This window comes from Thioclava sp. GXIMD4216, assembly GCF_037949285.1.
GTDB classification, from domain to species: domain Bacteria; phylum Pseudomonadota; class Alphaproteobacteria; order Rhodobacterales; family Rhodobacteraceae; genus Thioclava; species Thioclava litoralis.
Map to the genome: position 1 here is coordinate 2,017,280 of NZ_CP149926.1, position 17,607 is coordinate 2,034,886.

A 17,607-nucleotide genomic window follows, 5' to 3' on the forward strand; every position below is an offset into this window, starting at 1 on the left:
CTTATTTCTCCGTCTCGACAAGCCCTTTGACAAAGAGCTTCTGCATTGCGACCACCACCAGCACCGGCGGCAGCATCGCCATCACCACCACGGCCATGATCTCGTTCCAGCGCGGCATATCATCGACCACCGAGGCCATCCGCTTGATCCCCATGACGATGGTGTAATGAGCCTCATCCGTGGTCACGATCAGCGGCCAGAGATATTGGTTCCAGCCATAGATAAACAGGATCACCGAAAGCGCCGCGATATTGGTGCGCGACAAGGGCAGCGCGTGATCCCAGAAGAATTTCAAAGGCCCCGCCCCGTCAATCCTTGCGGCCTCGGTCAGCTCGTCTGGCAGCGTCAGGAACACCTGCCGGAAGAGGAAGGTCGCCGTGGCCGAGGCAATCAGCGGCACCGACAGCCCCGCGTAAGAGTTCAAGAGCCCCAGATTGGCCACCACCTCGAAGGTGGGGACAATGCGCACCTCGACGGGCAGCATCAGCGTGATGAAGATCATCCAGAAAGCCAGTTGCCTGCCCGGAAAGCGGAAATAGCAGATGGCAAAGGCCGAGGAGATCGAGATGGCGATTTTGCCGATGGTGATCGTCATCGCCATGATGAGGCTGTTCCAGAGCATCAACCCGATGGGCGGCGTCCCCGAGGTTGACACCCCCTCGCCCAGCATCCGCGCGTAAGACGACAGCCCCTCGGGGCCGAACCACAAGGGCACGGTGCCGGACACGAAGGCGGATGTAGGATGGGTCGAAGCCACAAGTGCCAGCCAGACAGGCAAGGCCACAGCGGCCACGCCAAGGATCAGGATGACATGCGACAGCACGGTCAGAAGCGGTCTGTTCTCAACCATCTTAATACTCCACCCGACGTTCGATATAGCGGAACTGGATCACGGTCAGCGCGATCACGATGCCCATCAACACCACCGATTGCGCGGCAGAGGCCCCCATATTCATCCCCACGAAACCGTCCTGATAGACCTTATAGACAAGGATATTCGTGGCCTGCGCCGGACCGCCTGCGGTTGCGGCATCAATCACCGCGAATGTGTCGAACATCGTATAGGTGATATTGATCACCAGCAGGAAGAACGTGGTGGGAGACAGAAGCGGGAAAACCACGCTCCAGAAGCGCTTCATGGGGCCTGCGCCGTCAATGGCCGCCGCCTCGCGCAGGCTGGCCGGAATGGCCTGCAGCCCCGCCACGAAGAACAGGAAGTTATAGCTGATCTGTTTCCAGCTGGCCGCCAGCACCACGAGGATCATCGCATCTGTGGCATGGGTAGCATGGTTCCAGTCATAGCCCAGCTGACGCAGCGCATAGGACACAATGCCGATGGTGGGGTTGAACATGAACCACCACAGCACGCCCGCCACCGCCGGTGCCACCGCATAGGGCCAAACCAGAAGCGTGGTATAGGCGCGATTGGCCCGCAGCACGCGATCGACGCAGGCGGCAAACAACAGCCCCGCCCCCATCGACACCGCCGCCACCGAGACCGAAAACACCGCTGTCACTTTGAAGGAGTTCAGATAGCTCGGGTCCTGAAACAGCGCGAGGTAATTCTCCAGCCCCACGAATTGCGTCGAAAACCCGAAGGCATCCTGACGCAGGAAACTTTGCCACATCGCCTGACCCGCAGGCCAGAGAAAGAAGACAATGGTAATCGCCAGCTGCGGCGCCAGCAGAAGATAGGGCAGCCCGCGTGACCGGAAGAGGGTCTTTTTGCTTTGCATATCGGATCCTTATCCCCCCGAAACACCAGAAGGCCCGCACGCGCGCGGGCCTTCTGCCAAGGGGGACGCCGTTACTGGTTGGCTTTCTCGAATTCGCGGATCAGCGCATTGCCGCGGCTATCCACCGATTGCAGAGCCTCCATCGCGGTTTTCTTGCCGCCCAGAAGCGCCTCGAATTCCTCGTCGATGATGCCGCGGATCTGCACGTAATTGCCAAAGCGCAGACCTTTGGAATTCTCGGTGGGGGTGTTCAGCGAGACCTGTTTGATCGCCACATCCGCGCCGGGGTTCTTGTCGTAATAGCCCTGCTCTTGGCTGAGCGCATAGGCTGCTTTGGTGATCGGCAGATAGCCCGAGAACTGGTGCCAATCGGCCTGCACTTCCGGCGAGGACAGATAGGTGAAGAAATCGGCCACGCCCTTATATTCGGCCTCGTCATGGCCTTGCAGCACCCAAAGCGTCGCGCCACCGATGATCGAGTTCTGCGGAGCACCTTCAACATCGGCGTAGTAAGGCAACATGCCCACACCCACCTCGAAGTCCGAATTCGCCATCAGACCCGCGCGCGAGCCCGAGGAATTCATCACCATCGCGCAGGTGCCCGACTGGAAGGCGGGGTTGGCATCATCGCCACCACCCGGACCCGCATAGCGGAAGAGGCCCGCTTTCTGCCATTCGGCCAGATTGCCCCAGTGACGGGCGCGCAGGTCATCAGCCAAGGTCAGCTCGGTCGAAAGGCCACCAAAGCCGTTTTCCAGCGTGCCGATCGCGCGGTTATGCCATGCCGAGAAATTCTCGGTCTGCGCCCAAGAGATCCAAGCCGAGGTAAAGCCGCAATCTGCCGCGCCGGACTCGACGATCTTTTTGGAAAACGCCTCCATATCGGCCCAAGTTTTGGGCGGCGTATTCGGGTCCAGCCCCGCCTTGGCGAAAACGTCCTTGTTGTAATAGAGAACGGGGGTCGAGGAGTTGAAGGGCATCGACAGCATATTGCCCTGCGTGTCGGTGTAATAGCCCGCGACCGCCGGAAGATAGGCATCGGGGTCGAAATCGGCGCCTGCGTCCTTCATCAGTTGATAGACCGGATAGACCGCGCCTTTGGCCGCCATCATGGTGCCGGTGCCCACCTCGAAGACCTGCACGATATCGGGCTGCTGCTTGGCACGGAAGGCCGCAATCGCCGCCGTCATGGTCTCGGTGTAATTGCCTTTATAGGTCGGGATGACCTCATATTCATCCTGGCTGGCGTTATAATCGGCCACGATCTCTTCAAGCTTCTGGCCCAGCTCGCCACCCATCGCATGCCACCATGTCACCTGCGTCTTGGCGGCAGCCATACTGGCGGAGGCTGCCACAAGTGCGGTGCCCATCAACAGCGTCTTCAACATCTTCTATCCCCTTCGTGAGGCTATCGTGATCTGTTGAGGGCAGCGCTAATGCAGTTTTGTGACAGCTTCTTGCAGGTTCCGTTAAGCTTTTTTGACAAGCCGGCTTATTATGTCCTGCGCAGTCTGTGCAAGAAACAGGGCCCGCGCATGAAAAAGGGGCCCCGAAAGGCCCCTTTCCCGTTCGTTCCAGCTAGATCAGCCGATGATCGCATTCAGCGTGGCCGAGGGGCGCATCACTTTTGCGACCTTCTCGGGGTCGGCATGGTAATAGCCCCCCAGATCGGCAGGCTTGCCCTCGGCGGCCTTCAGCTCGCCAAGGATCGCCTCTTCGCCTTCGGCCAGCGCCTTGGCGATGGGGGCGAAATGCGCCTTCAGCTCGGCATCCGCATCTTGCGCGGCCATCGCTTCGGCCCAGTAGCGCGCGAACCAGTAATGCGAAGAACGGTTATCGGGCTGGCCGACCTTACGCTCGGGCGAGCGGTTGTCTTCCAGCACCTTCTGCGTCGCATCTTCCACAGCCGCGGCCATGACGCCCGCTTTGGCATTGCCCTTCTCGGCGAGGAACTTGAAGCTCTCGCCAAGCGCACAGAACTCGCCAAGGCTGTCCCAACGCAGGTGGTTTTCTTCAACCAGCTGCTGCACGTGTTTGGGAGCCGAGCCGCCGGCACCGGTCTCGAACAGACCACCGCCCTGCATCAGCGACACGATCGACAGCATCTTGGCCGAGGTGCCCAGTTCGAGGATCGGGAAGAGGTCGGTCAGATAGTCGCGCAGCACGTTGCCGGTGATGGTGACCACGTCATTGCCCTTGCGCATCTCGACGAAGGTGAAGCGGGTGGCTTCGCGCGGGGCCATGATCGGGATCTCGATACCGGCCTCTTTCAGCGCGGGCTCGACATATTTGATCAGCTCTGCGTCATGGGCGCGGTTGGCATCGAGCCAGAAGGCCGCAAGGCCGGTGGCCTTGGTGCGGCGGATCGCGAGACGGATCCAGTCCTCGATCGGGGCTTTCTTGACCGTGGCCGAACGCCAGATATCGCCCGCTTCGACATTATGCGAATGCAGCACGGTGCCATTGTCCAGAACGATCTCGACCTTACCCTTACCCGCGATCTCGAAGGTGGTCGGGTGCGAGCCGTATTCTTCCGCCTTCTGCGCCATCAGACCAACGTTGGACACGGCACCACAGGTGGTGACATCCAGCTTGCCGGTCTCTTTGAAGTAGTTGATCGTCTCGTCATAGACGCCTGCATAGGAATTGTCCGGAATGCAGCATTTGGTGTCTGCGGCCTTGCCATCCGGACCCCAGCCGATACCGCCTGCGCGGATAACGGCGGGCATGGAGGCGTCGATGATCACATCCGAGGGCACGTGCAGGTTGGTGATGCCCTTGTCGGAATTCACCATATACATCGGCGGCTTGGCGGCGAGGGCGGCCTTCAGGTCGGCCTCCAGCTCGGCATTGCCTTTGATGCGGGCTTCCAGATCACCGATACCGCCATTGGGGTTGAAGCCCAGTGCCTTCACGGTCTCGCCATGCTTGGCAAGGAAGTCTTCCAGATAGACGGAGACGAAATGACCGAAGATGATCGGGTCCGAGACCTTCATCATCGTGGCTTTCAGGTGCACCGAGAACAGCACGCCCGGCTCCATGCTCTCGACTTCTTTCTTCACGAAGTCGCGCAGCGCCTTTGCCGACAGGAAGGTCGCATCGACGATCTCGCCCGCCTGATATTTCAGGCCCGATTTGAGAACGGTCTCGGTGCCATCTTCTGCGGTAAAGACGATCTTCGCGCCGGTGGACTCCGACAGGGTGGCCGATTTTTCATTGGCAAAGAAGTCATTGCCCGACATGGAGGCGACGGTGGTCTTGCTGTCGGATTTCCACTCGCCCATCGAATGGGGGTGCTTCATCGCGTAGTTCTTGACCGCCTTGGCCGAACGACGGTCCGAGTTGCCTTCGCGCAGCACAGGGTTCACGGCAGACCCCTTGATGCTGTCATAACGCGCGCGGACGTCCTTTTCGGCGTCGGTTGCGGGCTCTGCCGGATAGTCGGGCAGCTTGTAGCCCTGCGATTGCAGTTCCTTGATCGCGGCGGTCAGCTGCGGCACCGAGGCCGAGATATTCGGCAGCTTGATGACATTGGCCTCGGGGGTTTTCACCAGCTCGCCCAGTTCGGCCAGATCATCCGAGATTTTCTGGTCGTCGGTCAGGTAATCGGGGAAGGTCGCCAGAATGCGCCCTGCGAGTGAAATATCCCGCGTTTCCACACCCAGACCTGCCGCACCGGCGAAGGCGCTGATAATCGGCAGAAGCGAGCCGGATGCCAGCTGCGGCGCTTCGTCAACGATGGTGTAGATGATATCGGGGGTCTTATTTGCCATGAAGAACGGTCTCCGATCTGGACTTGGGCAAATGCCCGTTTTGAAATAGATATGCGCAGACTGTACCCGTTGCGCAGGTTTTGCAAACGGGTAACCTGCACCACGTTGCAAGTCAATGTGTGCGAACGTATACCAAAGATCGGTGGGCAATCCACGTGTGACGGAGCGGCACAAGAAAACTCTGACAGGCACGGCCTGATAGACAAAATGTCGCGGCGCCGTTATCCTTGGCATGCCCCCGAAGGATTTAGAATTTCAAGCTTTTCTTCTGCACAGCCCTTTCATTGCCCGCAGACCCAAGACGTGGCCAAGGCGTGCATCTATCGTAAGGCACATATGGATAACACGACAGACCCACGCCGCATTTCAACCCGGGAGCGCATGCTGGAGGTGGCGCATGACCATTTTTCCGCCCGCAGCTTCGATGCCTGCAACCTGCGCGATATCGCGGCGGATGTCGGCATTGATGTGGCCTATCTGCATCGCTCCTATGGCGGCAAGCTGAAGCTTTTCCAAGCCGTGATCGACCGCGCCATCGACATGTGTTTCGAGGATGCGCGCCGCTGCCCCTCCTTCACGCGCTTCATCATCGAACGGATACGCAATGGCGATCTGCGCGGGCTCAATTACGGGCCGCTGCCGATCATCAGCCATTCGCTGGCCTGCCAGTCGGTGCAGGCGGAAATCCAGAGCGCCATCAAACGGCTTTTCATCGATCCGCTGATCGCCGAACATGGCGAGAAATTCCGCGTCGAGATCCTGATGGTGGCGATGCTGTTCATGGGCATGAAGATCGCCTCGCCCGTGGTGCCTGCCGTGCTGCTAACGACCAAAGAGGAAGAGCTGCTGGATGAAATGGCGGTGGGCATTCTGGTTGCATTGCTTGGCGATACGCCCTCGCAGCCCTCCAATTTCGGGGAGAGCCCCCAAGTCTAGCGGCTCTGTCGGCGGTTTCTGGCGGAATGTTGACAGATTCCCTCGACCATCCCGACGGATCGAATTATAAAATTTGGCCAGAGAGAGCAAAATTCTGGTGCAGTGATCACCGGAGGCCTGCGCAGGCGTAAATCCGGAGAGCACGGAATGGGGGACCTCATGGAGGCTGGCGACTTTATCGGGCAACGCCTCGGCGTGAACCATACCGGTGTGCGCGCGCATAATGAACGGCTGGTGCTCAGCCTGATCCATCGCGACGGGGCCCTGCCCGGGGCCGAGATCGCCAAGAGAATCGACCTCTCCGCCCAGACCGTCTCGACCATTCTGCGCAAGCTGGAAACCGACGGGTTCCTGCTGCGCGGCACACCGCAGCGCGGGCGTGTCGGCAAGCCGTCGCTGCCAATGGGCATCAATCCCGACGGGGCCATCAGCTTTGGCCTGAAAATCGGCCACCGCACTTCGGATCTGGTGATGATGGCGCTGGACGGGCAGGTTCTGGCGCAGGGCCAGTCCACCTATGCCGCCCCGACGCCGCAGCTGATCCTGCAATTCCTGCGCGACGGCATCGCGAAGATGTCCCAGCAACTGTCCCCCGCACAACGCCAGCGTCTTTGTGGCATCGGCATCACCGCGCCGCTGGATCTGTGGCGCGCCGTCGACAACCAGCCGCTGGCGGCGGCACGGTTTCCCGAATGGGTCGGCTGCCAGCTTATTGACGATGTTGCGCGGTTCAGCCCCCTGCCCGTCAGCCTGATCAATGACGGCACCGCCGCCTGCTGCGCCGAGCAGAATTACGGGCGCGGGCGCGAGGTCGCCGATTTTGCCTATGTCTTTCTCGGGTCGTTCCTGACCGGAGGCATTTCCCTTAACGGCACCGTGGTCGAGGGCAACCGCCACAATGCCGGCATGCTGGGAGCGCTGCGCATTCTTTCGACACAGGGCACATTGGCGACGCTGCGCGATGAAGCATCGATCTTCCTGCTGGAGGCGGCCATCCGCAGCAACGGGATGGATGCGGGCGCCATGTGGCAGATGCCGCAGGACTGGACCCCCTATGACACGCTTTTGGGCCCTTGGCTGGACCGCAGCGCCCATGCCATTGCGCAGGCGGCCCGCGAATCCTGCGCGGTGGTGGATTTTCAGGCCATCGTCATTGACGGCGCCTTCCCCGAAGAGGTCCGCGCAGAGCTGGTGCGGCAGGTTCGCGAAAAGCTGGCGGCGCTCGATATGAACGGCCTGCTGCCGCCCGATGTGCTGGAAGCCAGAACCGGACATAACGCGCGCGCCATCGGGGCCGCCGCCGCGCCTATTTTCTCGCGCTTCTTCCTGAACTGAGCCCTACCGGCGCCATAGGCGGAACAGCAGGAAAGGATGTGTTCGTCTGCGCACTTTACGAAGCCGTTGCCAATCCTTATATCATCACTCAACTATTCGCATCCATATCGGGGAAACGCCAATGACGTCCGAAACCACGCAAGACGCACCGATGGAAGGCACCCCTCTGATCAAGCCTTCGACCATTGACCACCCCATGTATGATTCGGTCGTGGCGGCCTGCCGGACCGTATTCGACCCCGAAATTCCGGTGAATATCTATGATCTGGGCCTGATCTACACGATCGAGATCACCGACGAGGATGACGTGAAGATCATCATGACCCTCACCGCACCCGGCTGCCCGGTGGCAGGCGAGATGCCCGGTTGGGTGCAGGATGCCATTTCCTGCGTCGAGGGGATCAAATCGGTCGATGTGGAAATGACCTTCGATCCGCAATGGGGCATGGATATGATGTCGGACGAGGCGCGCCTCGAACTGGGCTTCATGTAACCCGATACGCAAGCAAAATCACTTGCACAAAGCCAAAAGCAAGCGATAATGCTTGCAGATGGATTATGCGGTTCTCACAGGTGATATTGTCGGCTCTTCCGACCTGCCCCCCGCCTTGATCGAGACGGGGCTTGCTGCTTTGGAATGCGTGGCCGAGGCGGTTCCCGAAGCGGTCTGGATCAGCCGTCACCGAGGGGATGGCTGGCAGATGGCCTGTGAGGCCGCGCTTCTGGACCTGCGCTTGGCGCTTTTGGTCCGCGCCAGCCTGCGCGCGGTGAACCCGATGCTGGACACCCGTATCGCGATGGCGCGGGGCGCGGGCGTGATCCCCGAAAATGGCGATCTGAATGCCGCACAGGGGGCGGGTTTTGTGGCCTCGGGGCGGTTGCTGGACGCGATAACGGGGGCCGAACTCCACCATGCTGCGGGGGGCGCATGGTCGGCTGCGGTGCGGCTGGCCGATGCGCTCAGCAAGAGCTGGACGCAGAAACAGGCCGAGACCCTGCGCGAGATGCTGGCCCTGCCCGCGCCCTCGCAACAGGCCACGGCGGAGGCCTTGGGCAAATCCCGTCAGGCGGTGGCGCAAGCCCTGCAAGGCGCGGGGTTCGGCCCGATATCCGAGGCCTTGGCCCAATGGGAGGCCGCATGATCGCCGCCAGTCTCGCAGCACTTCTCCTTGCCCATCTGCTGGGGGATTTCGTCTTTCAAAGCGCAAAGATGGCCGAAAAGAAAGCGTCTGGCCCGCTGGCCCGCCGCCTGCCCGCATTGGCGCGCCACATGGGCGGTTCATGCGCTTTTGCTCGCCCTGCTCTTGCCCGCGCCTGACGCGCAGGGCGCGCTGGCCTTCGTCGCCATCTTGGCCAGCCATTTTCTGATCGACGCCCTCAAGCCCAGGCTGCGCGGCACGGCACTGCGGGTCTTCTTGGCCGATCAGGCCGCGCATTGGCTGGTGATCTGCGCCTTGGCACTAACCCTGCCCGATCTTTGGGCACACACGCTTTGGATGAAAACCCAAAGCGGTTTGGCACCCTATTTGCCGACGGTTTTCGCGCTTGTGGCGGGGGCGGTGCTGACCGTGCGCATGGGCGGCTTCGTGATTGGCGCGCTGATTCAGCCGCTCGCCGAACGTGCACCCCAAGGGGGGCTGCCGAAAGGCGGTCAACTGATCGGCCTTCTGGAACGCGCTCTGATTTTCGTGCTGATATTGACCGGCCAGCCACAGGGGATCGGCTTTCTGATCGCCGCCAAATCCATATTGCGCTTCGAGGCCAAGGGCGGGCCGGACCATAATGCTGCCAATGAATATGTGATCATCGGCACGCTGGCCTCGTTCGGCTGGGCGATTGCCTGTGCATATCTGACGCTGGGCCTGTTGGCGCATCTGCCCCCTATCGGCATTCCGGCCCTTGGAATCCCGCAGCATAGCCCTTAAATTACAGCTTCATCGAAGGAGCATCCCATGTTTGGTATTCCCGGGCAGCCCGCTGTCACTATGACCCCCGCCGCCGTCAAGCACATCGCCAAGCTCATGAGCCGCGAGAATGCCGCCGGTTTCCGCATCGGCGTGAAGAAAGGCGGCTGTGCAGGCATGGAATATACGATGGAAATCGCACAGGAAGCGGGACCGATGGATATGGTCATCGAGGAAGGTGCGGCCCGTGTGCTGATCGCGCCCACCGCACAGATGTTCATGATCGGCACCGAAATCGATTACGAAGCGGGCCTTCTCGAATCGGGGTTCAAATTCCGCAATCCGAATGTGGCGGAAAGCTGCGGCTGCGGAGAATCCATCAAATTCAAGGACATTGGCGAACTTAGCGCCGAGACACAGCCCGAGGATGGCGTGCCGCGCCTGAAAGGCTGACGCTTCTAGCGCTAACCGCGCCGATCCTGCCGCATGGCCCCTTTCCCCTGCCCGCGCCCTGACCTAGTCTGGGCGCGACTTGCGTTATCGAGGAGGACAGCATGCGGAAACTAGCCGCCGGAAACTGGAAGATGAACGGGCTGAAGGCCGATCTGGCCGAGATTGCCGCGCTGGTGGAGGCGCATTCGGGCGCGGACTGCGATGTGCTGATCTGCCCGCCTGCGACGCTTCTGGCGCCGATGGCCGAGGCGGCTGCGGGCCGGATCGCGATGGGCGGTCAGGATTGCCATGCGAAGACCTCGGGGGCGCATACGGGCGATATCTCGGCACAGATGCTGAAAGACGCCGGCGCCTCGGCCGTTATTCTGGGCCATTCCGAGCGCCGCGCCGATCATGGTGAAAGCGATGCGGATGTGGCGGCGAAATCTCTGGCGGCCTATGCGGCGGGTCTGACGGCGGTGATCTGCGTGGGCGAGACCGAGGCCGAGCGCGATGCGGGTAGCACGCTGGAGGTGATTGGCTCGCAGCTTGCGGGATCGGTCCCCGAGGGCGCGACGGCTTTGAACACGGTCATCGCCTATGAGCCTGTCTGGGCCATTGGCACCGGTCGCACGCCGACGCTGGAGCAGATTGCCGAGGTGCATGATTTCATCCGCGAGACGCTGGGCAAAGCCTTTGGCGAAGAGGCCAAGGGCATGCGCTTGCTTTATGGCGGCTCGGTGAAGCCGTCGAATGCCGAGGAGATTTTTGCGGTGTCCAATGTGGATGGGGCGCTGGTTGGCGGCGCGAGCCTGAAGGCCCGTGACTTCGGCGCGATCATTGCGGCTTTGGAGACGGCGGGCATTGAGGCCTGATCGGGGGCGCTGAAAATGGGGGCTCTGCCCCCTTGGCCTGCGGCCAATTCCCCCGGGATATTTTCAGCAGCTGGAAAGCGAAAATGTGAGAGCCGCCCCGAGGGGCGGCTTTCTTCGTTGGGTGGAGGCTCTATTTGATGACCGTTTCAGGCCCCATGAAGGTGGTGGGCAGATAGGTCGAGAGCCACGGGATATAGGTGATCATGATCAGGAAGATGAAGAGCACGCCAAGGAATGGCAGGGCCGCCTTCACCACCCGCATCATCGACATGCCCGCCACGCCCGAAGTGACGAAGAGGTTGAGGCCGACCGGCGGGGTGATCATGCCGATTTCCATATTTACCACCATGATGATGCCCAGATGGATCGGGTCGACGCCCAGTTCCATTGCGATCGGGAAGACCAGCGGTGCGACAATCACGATGAGCCCCGAGGGTTCCATGAACTGGCCACCGATCAGCAGGATCAGGTTGACGATCACGAGGAACATGATCTTGCCGAAGCCTGCCGAGAGCATCGCATTGGCGATTTTCTGCGGGATCTGCTCATCGGTGAGGACGTGTTTGAGGATCAGCGCATTGGCGATGATGAACATCAGCGTGATGGTCAGCTTGCCTGCCTCGAAGAGAGTTTTGCGGGTGTCCTTGTGCCACAGAGCCGTGACCAGCGCATAGGGGCGGTGCAGGAGGTCGGCTTTCTTGGTCTCGCCGTCATTGAGCGGGCCCATGTCCTTATAGATGAAGTTCGCGACGATCCATGCGTAGATAGAGGCGACGGCTGCGGCCTCGGTCGGCGTGAAGATCGCGCCGGTCACGCCGGGGATACCGTAGATACCGACCATGATGATGACGATCAGCATCAGGCCCCAGAAGGCGTCTTTAAAGGCCGAGCCGATCTCGCCCCAGCCGGCGAATTCGCCTTTGGGCATTTTGCGGATACGGGCGAAGATATAGATCGCGACCATCAGCATCAGGCCCGCGAGGATACCGGGGATGACGCCTGCAAGGAACATGCGCCCGACCGAGACTTCGACGGTGGAGGCATAGACCACCATCACGATCGACGGCGGGATCAGGATGCCCAGCGTGCCCGCGTTACAGATGACACCTGCGGCGAAGTCCTTGGTATAGCCCATCTGGTGCATCGCCGCGATCACGATCGAGCCGATGGCCACAACGGTTGCGGGCGACGAGCCCGACAGGGCCGCGAAGATCATGCAGGCAAAGACCCCCGCGATTGCCAGACCACCGTGGAAGTGGCCCACACAGGCGATGGCAAAGCGCACGATCCGTTTGGCAACGCCGCCGGTGGACATGAAGCTGGAGGCGAGGATGAAGAAGGGGATTGCCAGCAGCGTGTAGTGACCGGCCATCGCCTGATAGAGCGATTGTGCGACCGAGGCCAGCGAAGTTTCCGAAAAGGCCAGCAGGAACAGGATCGAGCTGAGGCCCAGCGAGACCGCAATCGGCACGCCCAGCAAAAGCAGGCCCACGATGACCGCAAAGAGCAGAATGACTTCCATTGGGGTTACTCCTTACCGGCAGCGGTGGCGTTCATCTGTGCCACGCGGTCGACGTCGTCTTCGGCTTCATGGCTGACGATCAGGCTGTCTTGGGTGCCTTTGATCACGCGGATCAGGGCTTGAAGGATGCGCAGGGTGATCAGCGCCACACCGAAGGGAAGGATGAAATAGGGGATGACGCGGGGCAGCTTGTCATAGGCTTCGCCCTGATTGATCAGCGGCTCGAGCCAGCGGAAAATCTCCAGCATCGGCACTTGATCGGTTTCATACCACGCGCGGTCACGGGTTTTCTCGAAGCCGGTGGGGAACCAATGGCCCGAGGTCTGGTCAAGGCCCGCATAGGGAGCCCAGTAATCCCACGCGCCTTTCAGCAGGAAAATCGCGTAAAGCAGGCAGCACAGCGCCGAGACCACCGCCAGCAGGCGTTTGCCGCGCGCAGGCAGCATATTGGTGATCACATCCACCCCCAGATGCGCGGTTTTCTTGAAGGCATAGGACACCCCCAGAATAACCAGCCATGCAAAGAGGATCAGCACCACTTCAAGCCCCCAGATCAACGAGGCGTTGAAGACATAGCGCAGCACGACATTGACGAAAGTGATCAAGGTCATCGCGCCCAGAATAAAGGCGATCGCGTTTTCTTCCAGCGCGTCGATAAAGGCGCCAAACGGGCCTTTTGGCGTGGTGTCATGGGAAGACATATCCCTGCCCCCTGTTGAATTGGTGATGATCGGGTGATCGGGCATGGCCCGAGAAAGGCCCCGCACATGGCGCGCGGAGCCTTCGCTGGAACCCGTGAGTGATGGCCGCTCGGGCCGTTCCAGCTTAGTGCTTGGCGTTGATTTCCTGCGCCAGCGCGATGTTATCGGCGCCGACATCGCCCTCGAACTGCGCCCAGACGGGTTTCATCGCATCCACCCATGCCTGACGCTGCTCGTCGGTCAGTTCGCGCACCACGGCCCCTGCATCGATGACCGCCTGACGGTTATCGGCATCGACCTGCGCGATGGCGGCATTGCGGTCTGCCGAGACTTCGGCCATGATGGTGGCCAGCTGGTCGCGGATATCGCCATCGAGGCTGTCCCACCAGTCGGTCGAGACGACAACCATATAGTCAAGCAGACCGTGGTTGGTTTCGGTCGTGCCATCCTGCACTTCGTAGAACTTCTGGCCGTAGATGTTCGACCAGGTGTTTTCCTGCCCGTCCACAACGCCGGTCTGCAGCGCGCCATACACTTCCTTGAAGGCCATCGGCTGCGGGCTGGCATCCAGCGCCTTCATCTGTGCCACCAGCACGTCCGAGGGCTGCACACGGAATTTCAGACCCTTCGCATCGCTCGGCAGCAGAAGCGGCTTGTTGGCCGAGAACTGCTTCAGACCGTTATGCCAGAAGGCCAGTCCCATCAGGCCGCGGCGTTCCATCGACGCCAGCATATCCTGACCGGCTTGCGATTGCTGGAACTCTTCCACGGCATCCATATTCTTGAACATGAAGGGCAGATCGAAAATGCGGAACACCTTGGTGAAGGTCTCGAATTTCGAGAGCGACGGTGCCGCCATCTGCACATCGCCCTGCAGCATCGCCTCTAGCACCTGATCGTCGTTATACAGCGTCGAGTTCGGGTAGACCTCGACACAGACCTTCCCGTTCATTTCCGTGTTCACGCGCTCGGCAAAGGCCGCCGCCGCGATCCCCTTGGGGTGTTTGTCGGCATTGGTCACATGGCTGAACTTGATGACCATCTCGCCGTCATCACAGGCAGCATTAGCCAGACCTGCGGTGGCGATAATGGCAGTCGATGCCAGCGCGAAGGCCTTGACGGCTTTGGTAACTTTCATGGGGGCTCCTCCCAGATCCATATGGCGCGATGTCGCGCCCCTCTCCATGAGACACAGAATGGAGATTGCCATGCACCCTTCGCAATACAGATATGCATAAAACAATAAATCACATAAATACAGATACTTGCGGCAAATATCCCCAAGCATGCCCATGAAGTTGTGCGACAAATCGCACAGCCTCGTTTCAGAGTGGTGCGAAATTCCGCACATCCGCGTGATCTGTCACAGCCGATAATCCTCGGGCTTTAGGCCGTGGCGCGCGAGCTTGTCATAGAAGGTCTTGCGCGGCAGTTTCAGGGCCTTGGCCGCATCCGAGGCCCGCCCATTATGGCGCTCCAGCGCATTGACCAGAATGCCGCGCTCCAGTTGGGCCATCTGCTCGGTCAGGCCCGGCTCGGCCTCGGCCTGCTCGGTGCCGCTCAGCCCCATGGCAAAGCGCATCGCCTCCGACATCAGCGCGCGGGCATTGCCCGGCCAATCGCGCGCGGCAAGCCCTTGCAGATAGAGCTGCGGGATATCGGGCATGGCCAGCGACGAATTCTCGCAGGCCAGTCGCACATAATGGCGAAACAGCACCGGAATATCCTCGGGCCGCTCGGCCAGCGCGGGCACCCGCACCCGCAGCACATCCAGCTTCCAGTAGAGATCGGGGTGGAAACGCCCCGCATCGCGTTCGGCCTCGAGGTCGCGATAGGTGCCCGCAATCAGCCGCGTGGCGGGCTGGGTTTCCAGAAGCTGTAGCAATGTGAACTGCACCGGCTGCGGCAGATCCGCGATCTCGTCGAGATAGAGCGTGCCGCCATCGGCTGTGGCAAAGGCCTGTTCCAGCGTCTCGGGGGCAAGCCCCGCCGCCGAACGTTTCTCGAAGGGGCGCTGTGCCGCAGCCGAGAGCAGGTGGATCACCTCGGCAGCCTTGGAATTTCCGGCCCCCGGCGCGCCCGTCACCAGCACCTCCGCGCCCGAACGCGCAGCCAGACGGCAGGCGTCGCGCAGGCGTTCGGCCACCTCGGAATGGCCCACCAGCATCCTTGCGGCCGCATCGCCCTTGCGGGCCTCGCGGTGCAAGGCGCGGTTTTCCATGACAAAGGCACGGGTTTTCATCGCCTTCTCGACCACCGCCAGCAGGTCGCGCGGCGCACAGGGCTTTTCCAGAAAGTCGAACGCCCCCCCCGTCATACCGCGCACAGCCGAGGGCACATCGCCCTCGCCCGTCAGCAAGATCACCGGCAATTCGGGGTCGAGCCCGCGCACATATTCCAGCAGGAAGAACCCGTCGCGCCCCGGCATGCGGATATCGCTGACCACGATCCCCGCGAACTCTGGCGTCAGATGGTCTTTCGCCTCGATAAAACTGCCCGCCGCGACCGGCTCCAGATCGGCCAGTTCGATGGTCTGAGACAGAGCCTCGCGTACGGCACGGTCATCATCGACCAGAAGCACCTTATTGACCGTTCCCATTTCCGTCCTCCCTATCGGTCTCCGTATCAGGCTGTCGCAGGGTCAGCGTAAACATCGCGCCCCGCGCCGGATCCGGCAGATTGGTCCCTGTAAGCGTGCCCCCGAAACTCTGCACGATGCGGTAAGAGATCGACAGCCCCAACCCCATTCCTTCATTCGTCCCCACCTCTTTGGTGGAATAGAACGGGTCGAACATCCGCTCGGGATCGGCAATGCCCGGCCCGTTATCCTGCACTTCCAGCCTGACCAGACCGCCTTGCGCGCACAGTCTCATGCGAATCTGCGGCCGGTCCTGCCCCGCACAGGCATCGACGGCATTCGACAGCAGATTGACCACCACCTGTGCCAGCCGCGTCTCGCCCCCCATCACCCAGACCGGCTGATCAAGCCCCGCCCAGTCCAGCGGCACCCCCGCCAGCCGCGACGCCGCAATCTCGAGCGCCGTCTCGATCACACGCGCCATATCGACGGGCGAGGCAGGCTCGGTCTCGGGGCGGGCAAAGGCCCGCAGATTGCGGATGATGCGCCCCATCCGGTCCGACATCTCGCCGATGCGGCGCAGGTTGTCGCACGCCCGATCCTGTTGCCCGCGCGCCAGAAAAATCCCGGCATTCTCGGCAAAAGAGCCAATCGCCATCAAAGGCTGGTTCAGCTCGTGACTGATCCCTGCCGACATCTGGCCCAAGGCCGACAGTTTTCCGGCCTGAACAAGTTCGGCCTGTGTGCGCAGCAGCGCAGCATTGGCCTCGCGCAGCTCTGTCGTGCGCAGGGCCACACGGCTTTCCAGCGCGGCATTCAGCGCGGCCTCGCTGGCCAGACGGTCGGCCAGCGCCTGCCTGCGCGCCCAAAGCGTGACAAACAGCGCCCCGATCGCCAGCATGGCCAGCGCCACGACAAACATCTGCACCCGCGCCTCATGCAGGATCGGGTCCACCGGCACCTCGGCATGCCCCGTCAGCCCGATCACCGGCAGATCCAGCACCACTGGCAAGGCGCATTGCGGGGTGCAAAGAATGGTCTGCCCCGCAATCACCCGCTCGCGGACAGGCACCGTCACGAAAGGCACATTGGCAGGATAGATCCGCGGATCGGCGGGCCCCGCATCTGCCGCCCTCCGGAAAATCAGCCCCGCACGGTTGGCCGTGAACACCACCCCCTGATCATCGCTGAACCAGACCGGCAGCGGATCGCCCCGCCCCGTCGCCTCGACCGTTTCGGCATCAAGCGTCAGCCGGACGATGCCCACCACCTGCCGCCCCCGCGCGGGGCGGGTGGCAAAAACCGGTGCGGCAAAGGCGAAGATGCGATGTGTGCCGCGCCCCTCCACGCCGTGGAACCGCCCCAAAGCCCCCTGCGCCGCCCGCGCGACATCTTCCGTCATCGGCAGACGGTCAGGGGTGCCTTCGGGCGCGGCCAGCACCCGCCCGTCGGGACGCAAAAGCACCAGATGCTCGGCCCCCGCCAGATCGGCAAACCGTTGCAGGGTCTGCGCCACTTCCTGCGCCGACCAGACCCCGTCCCCCGCCGCCAAGGCCCGCACATAGGGATGATCCGCCGCCAGCACCGCATCCTCGCGATATTGCGACAGCGCGGCCACCAGCCGGTCGGAGGCCAGCCGCAGATCGGCCTGCCCACGGGCGCGGGCCTGCGCCATGCCCCGATCCGCCGCGTGATACCAGACCGAGACGGATGCCCAGATCAGGGCCGTCACCGCCAGCAACAGCCCTGCCCCCCGACGCAGGTGTTTCTTCGACAAAAAAGGCGCGACTGTGTTTTGCATGAATCTGTCATCCG

General features: G+C 61.6%; 16 protein-coding genes. 7 read left to right on the plus strand and 9 right to left on the minus strand.

Annotated features, from left to right (window positions below; all coding sequences use genetic code 11):
• Nucleotide 1 precedes the first annotated feature (1 nt).
• The 4 genes from ugpE to WDB88_RS09965 all read right to left on the minus strand — a co-directional run bounded on the left by ugpE (nt 2) and on the right by WDB88_RS09965 (nt 5,509).
• A complete protein-coding gene (ugpE, locus tag WDB88_RS09950) occupies nt 2–850 on the minus strand; it encodes a sn-glycerol-3-phosphate ABC transporter permease UgpE (protein WP_339107517.1) in 849 nt (282 codons plus the stop codon).
• 1 nt (nt 851) lies between these two features.
• Nucleotides 852–1,736, minus strand: a complete 885-nt coding sequence (gene ugpA, locus WDB88_RS09955) for a sn-glycerol-3-phosphate ABC transporter permease UgpA (RefSeq protein WP_339107518.1) — start codon at nt 1,734–1,736, stop codon at nt 852–854.
• Between the two features lie 71 nt (nt 1,737–1,807).
• Nucleotides 1,808–3,124, minus strand: coding sequence for a sn-glycerol-3-phosphate ABC transporter substrate-binding protein UgpB (ugpB, locus tag WDB88_RS09960; RefSeq protein WP_339107519.1), 1,317 nt, complete (start codon nt 3,122–3,124; stop codon nt 1,808–1,810).
• A 195-nt stretch (nt 3,125–3,319) separates the two neighbouring features.
• Nucleotides 3,320–5,509 carry an NADP-dependent isocitrate dehydrogenase gene (locus WDB88_RS09965; RefSeq protein WP_339107520.1) on the minus strand — a complete coding sequence of 730 codons (2,190 nt, stop codon included), beginning with the start codon at nt 5,507–5,509 and terminating at the stop codon, nt 3,320–3,322.
• A gap of 381 nt (nt 5,510–5,890) precedes the next feature.
• Here WDB88_RS09965 and WDB88_RS09970 point away from each other — a divergent pair, with 381 nt between their 5' ends.
• The 7 genes from WDB88_RS09970 (at nt 5,891) to tpiA (ending at nt 10,991) form a co-directional block, all read left to right on the plus strand.
• Nucleotides 5,891–6,445 carry a TetR family transcriptional regulator gene (locus WDB88_RS09970; RefSeq protein WP_339107521.1) on the plus strand — a complete coding sequence of 185 codons (555 nt, stop codon included), beginning with the start codon at nt 5,891–5,893 and terminating at the stop codon, nt 6,443–6,445.
• Nucleotides 6,446–6,592: 147 nt separating this feature from the next.
• Nucleotides 6,593–7,780 (plus strand): ROK family transcriptional regulator, encoded by a 1,188-nt coding sequence (locus WDB88_RS09975; protein WP_339107522.1) that lies wholly within the window; start codon nt 6,593–6,595, stop codon nt 7,778–7,780.
• A gap of 121 nt (nt 7,781–7,901) precedes the next feature.
• On the plus strand, nt 7,902–8,273 hold the full coding sequence (locus WDB88_RS09980) for an SUF system Fe-S cluster assembly protein (RefSeq protein ID WP_339107523.1): 372 nt from the start codon (nt 7,902–7,904) through the stop codon (nt 8,271–8,273).
• A 58-nt stretch (nt 8,274–8,331) separates the two neighbouring features.
• Nucleotides 8,332–8,922: a MarR family transcriptional regulator gene (locus tag WDB88_RS09985; protein ID WP_339107524.1), complete on the plus strand. Its 591-nt coding sequence runs from the start codon at nt 8,332–8,334 to the stop codon at nt 8,920–8,922.
• Nucleotides 8,923–8,949: 27 nt separating this feature from the next.
• The gene (locus tag WDB88_RS09990) at nt 8,950–9,705 is read left to right on the plus strand and encodes a DUF3307 domain-containing protein (protein ID WP_339107525.1); all 756 of its coding nucleotides are present in this window, start codon (nt 8,950–8,952) and stop codon (nt 9,703–9,705) included.
• 27 nt (nt 9,706–9,732) lie between these two features.
• Nucleotides 9,733–10,137 (plus strand): iron-sulfur cluster assembly accessory protein, encoded by a 405-nt coding sequence (locus WDB88_RS09995; protein ID WP_339107526.1) that lies wholly within the window; start codon nt 9,733–9,735, stop codon nt 10,135–10,137.
• A gap of 101 nt (nt 10,138–10,238) precedes the next feature.
• Complete coding sequence (gene tpiA, locus WDB88_RS10000; RefSeq protein ID WP_339107527.1) at nt 10,239–10,991, plus strand: triose-phosphate isomerase; 753 nt, start codon at nt 10,239–10,241, stop codon at nt 10,989–10,991.
• Nucleotides 10,992–11,121: 130 nt separating this feature from the next.
• Here tpiA and WDB88_RS10005 read toward each other — a convergent pair whose 3' ends face one another.
• The 5 genes from WDB88_RS10005 to WDB88_RS10025 form a co-directional block, all read right to left on the minus strand.
• A complete protein-coding gene (locus tag WDB88_RS10005) occupies nt 11,122–12,513 on the minus strand; it encodes a TRAP transporter large permease (protein ID WP_339107528.1) in 1,392 nt (463 codons plus the stop codon).
• Between the two features lie 5 nt (nt 12,514–12,518).
• Nucleotides 12,519–13,214 (minus strand): TRAP transporter small permease, encoded by a 696-nt coding sequence (locus WDB88_RS10010; RefSeq protein ID WP_339107529.1) that lies wholly within the window; start codon nt 13,212–13,214, stop codon nt 12,519–12,521.
• Between the two features lie 124 nt (nt 13,215–13,338).
• The gene (locus tag WDB88_RS10015) at nt 13,339–14,352 is read right to left on the minus strand and encodes a TRAP transporter substrate-binding protein (RefSeq protein WP_339107530.1); all 1,014 of its coding nucleotides are present in this window, start codon (nt 14,350–14,352) and stop codon (nt 13,339–13,341) included.
• A gap of 225 nt (nt 14,353–14,577) precedes the next feature.
• Complete coding sequence (locus tag WDB88_RS10020) at nt 14,578–15,813, minus strand: sigma-54 dependent transcriptional regulator (protein WP_339107531.1); 1,236 nt, start codon at nt 15,811–15,813, stop codon at nt 14,578–14,580.
• Nucleotides 15,797–17,593, minus strand: coding sequence for an ATP-binding protein (locus tag WDB88_RS10025; protein ID WP_339107532.1), 1,797 nt, complete (start codon nt 17,591–17,593; stop codon nt 15,797–15,799). Before WDB88_RS10025 ends, WDB88_RS10020 begins: the two co-directional genes overlap by 17 nt.
• Nucleotides 17,594–17,607: the final 14 nt, after the last annotated feature.

What these genes read in the sequence shown, in the direction of transcription:
- WDB88_RS10020 (WP_339107531.1), bottom strand. Translation starts at nt 15,813, where the DNA reads ATGGGAACGGTCAATAAGGTGCTTCTGGTCGATGATGACCGTGCCGTA.
- WDB88_RS09995 (WP_339107526.1), top strand. Translation starts at nt 9,733, where the DNA reads ATGTTTGGTATTCCCGGGCAGCCCGCTGTCACTATGACCCCCGCCGCC.
- WDB88_RS10010 (WP_339107529.1), bottom strand. Translation starts at nt 13,214, where the DNA reads ATGTCTTCCCATGACACCACGCCAAAAGGCCCGTTTGGCGCCTTTATC.
- WDB88_RS10005 (WP_339107528.1), bottom strand. Translation starts at nt 12,513, where the DNA reads ATGGAAGTCATTCTGCTCTTTGCGGTCATCGTGGGCCTGCTTTTGCTG.
- WDB88_RS09970 (WP_339107521.1), top strand. Translation starts at nt 5,891, where the DNA reads ATGCTGGAGGTGGCGCATGACCATTTTTCCGCCCGCAGCTTCGATGCC.
- WDB88_RS09985 (WP_339107524.1), top strand. Translation starts at nt 8,332, where the DNA reads ATGGATTATGCGGTTCTCACAGGTGATATTGTCGGCTCTTCCGACCTG.
- ugpB (WP_339107519.1), bottom strand. Translation starts at nt 3,124, where the DNA reads ATGTTGAAGACGCTGTTGATGGGCACCGCACTTGTGGCAGCCTCCGCC.
- WDB88_RS09965 (WP_339107520.1), bottom strand. Translation starts at nt 5,509, where the DNA reads ATGGCAAATAAGACCCCCGATATCATCTACACCATCGTTGACGAAGCG.
- ugpE (WP_339107517.1), bottom strand. Translation starts at nt 850, where the DNA reads ATGGTTGAGAACAGACCGCTTCTGACCGTGCTGTCGCATGTCATCCTG.
- ugpA (WP_339107518.1), bottom strand. Translation starts at nt 1,736, where the DNA reads ATGCAAAGCAAAAAGACCCTCTTCCGGTCACGCGGGCTGCCCTATCTT.
- WDB88_RS09980 (WP_339107523.1), top strand. Translation starts at nt 7,902, where the DNA reads ATGACGTCCGAAACCACGCAAGACGCACCGATGGAAGGCACCCCTCTG.
- tpiA (WP_339107527.1), top strand. Translation starts at nt 10,239, where the DNA reads ATGCGGAAACTAGCCGCCGGAAACTGGAAGATGAACGGGCTGAAGGCC.
- WDB88_RS10025 (WP_339107532.1), bottom strand. Translation starts at nt 17,593, where the DNA reads ATGCAAAACACAGTCGCGCCTTTTTTGTCGAAGAAACACCTGCGTCGG.
- WDB88_RS10015 (WP_339107530.1), bottom strand. Translation starts at nt 14,352, where the DNA reads ATGAAAGTTACCAAAGCCGTCAAGGCCTTCGCGCTGGCATCGACTGCC.
- WDB88_RS09975 (WP_339107522.1), top strand. Translation starts at nt 6,593, where the DNA reads ATGGGGGACCTCATGGAGGCTGGCGACTTTATCGGGCAACGCCTCGGC.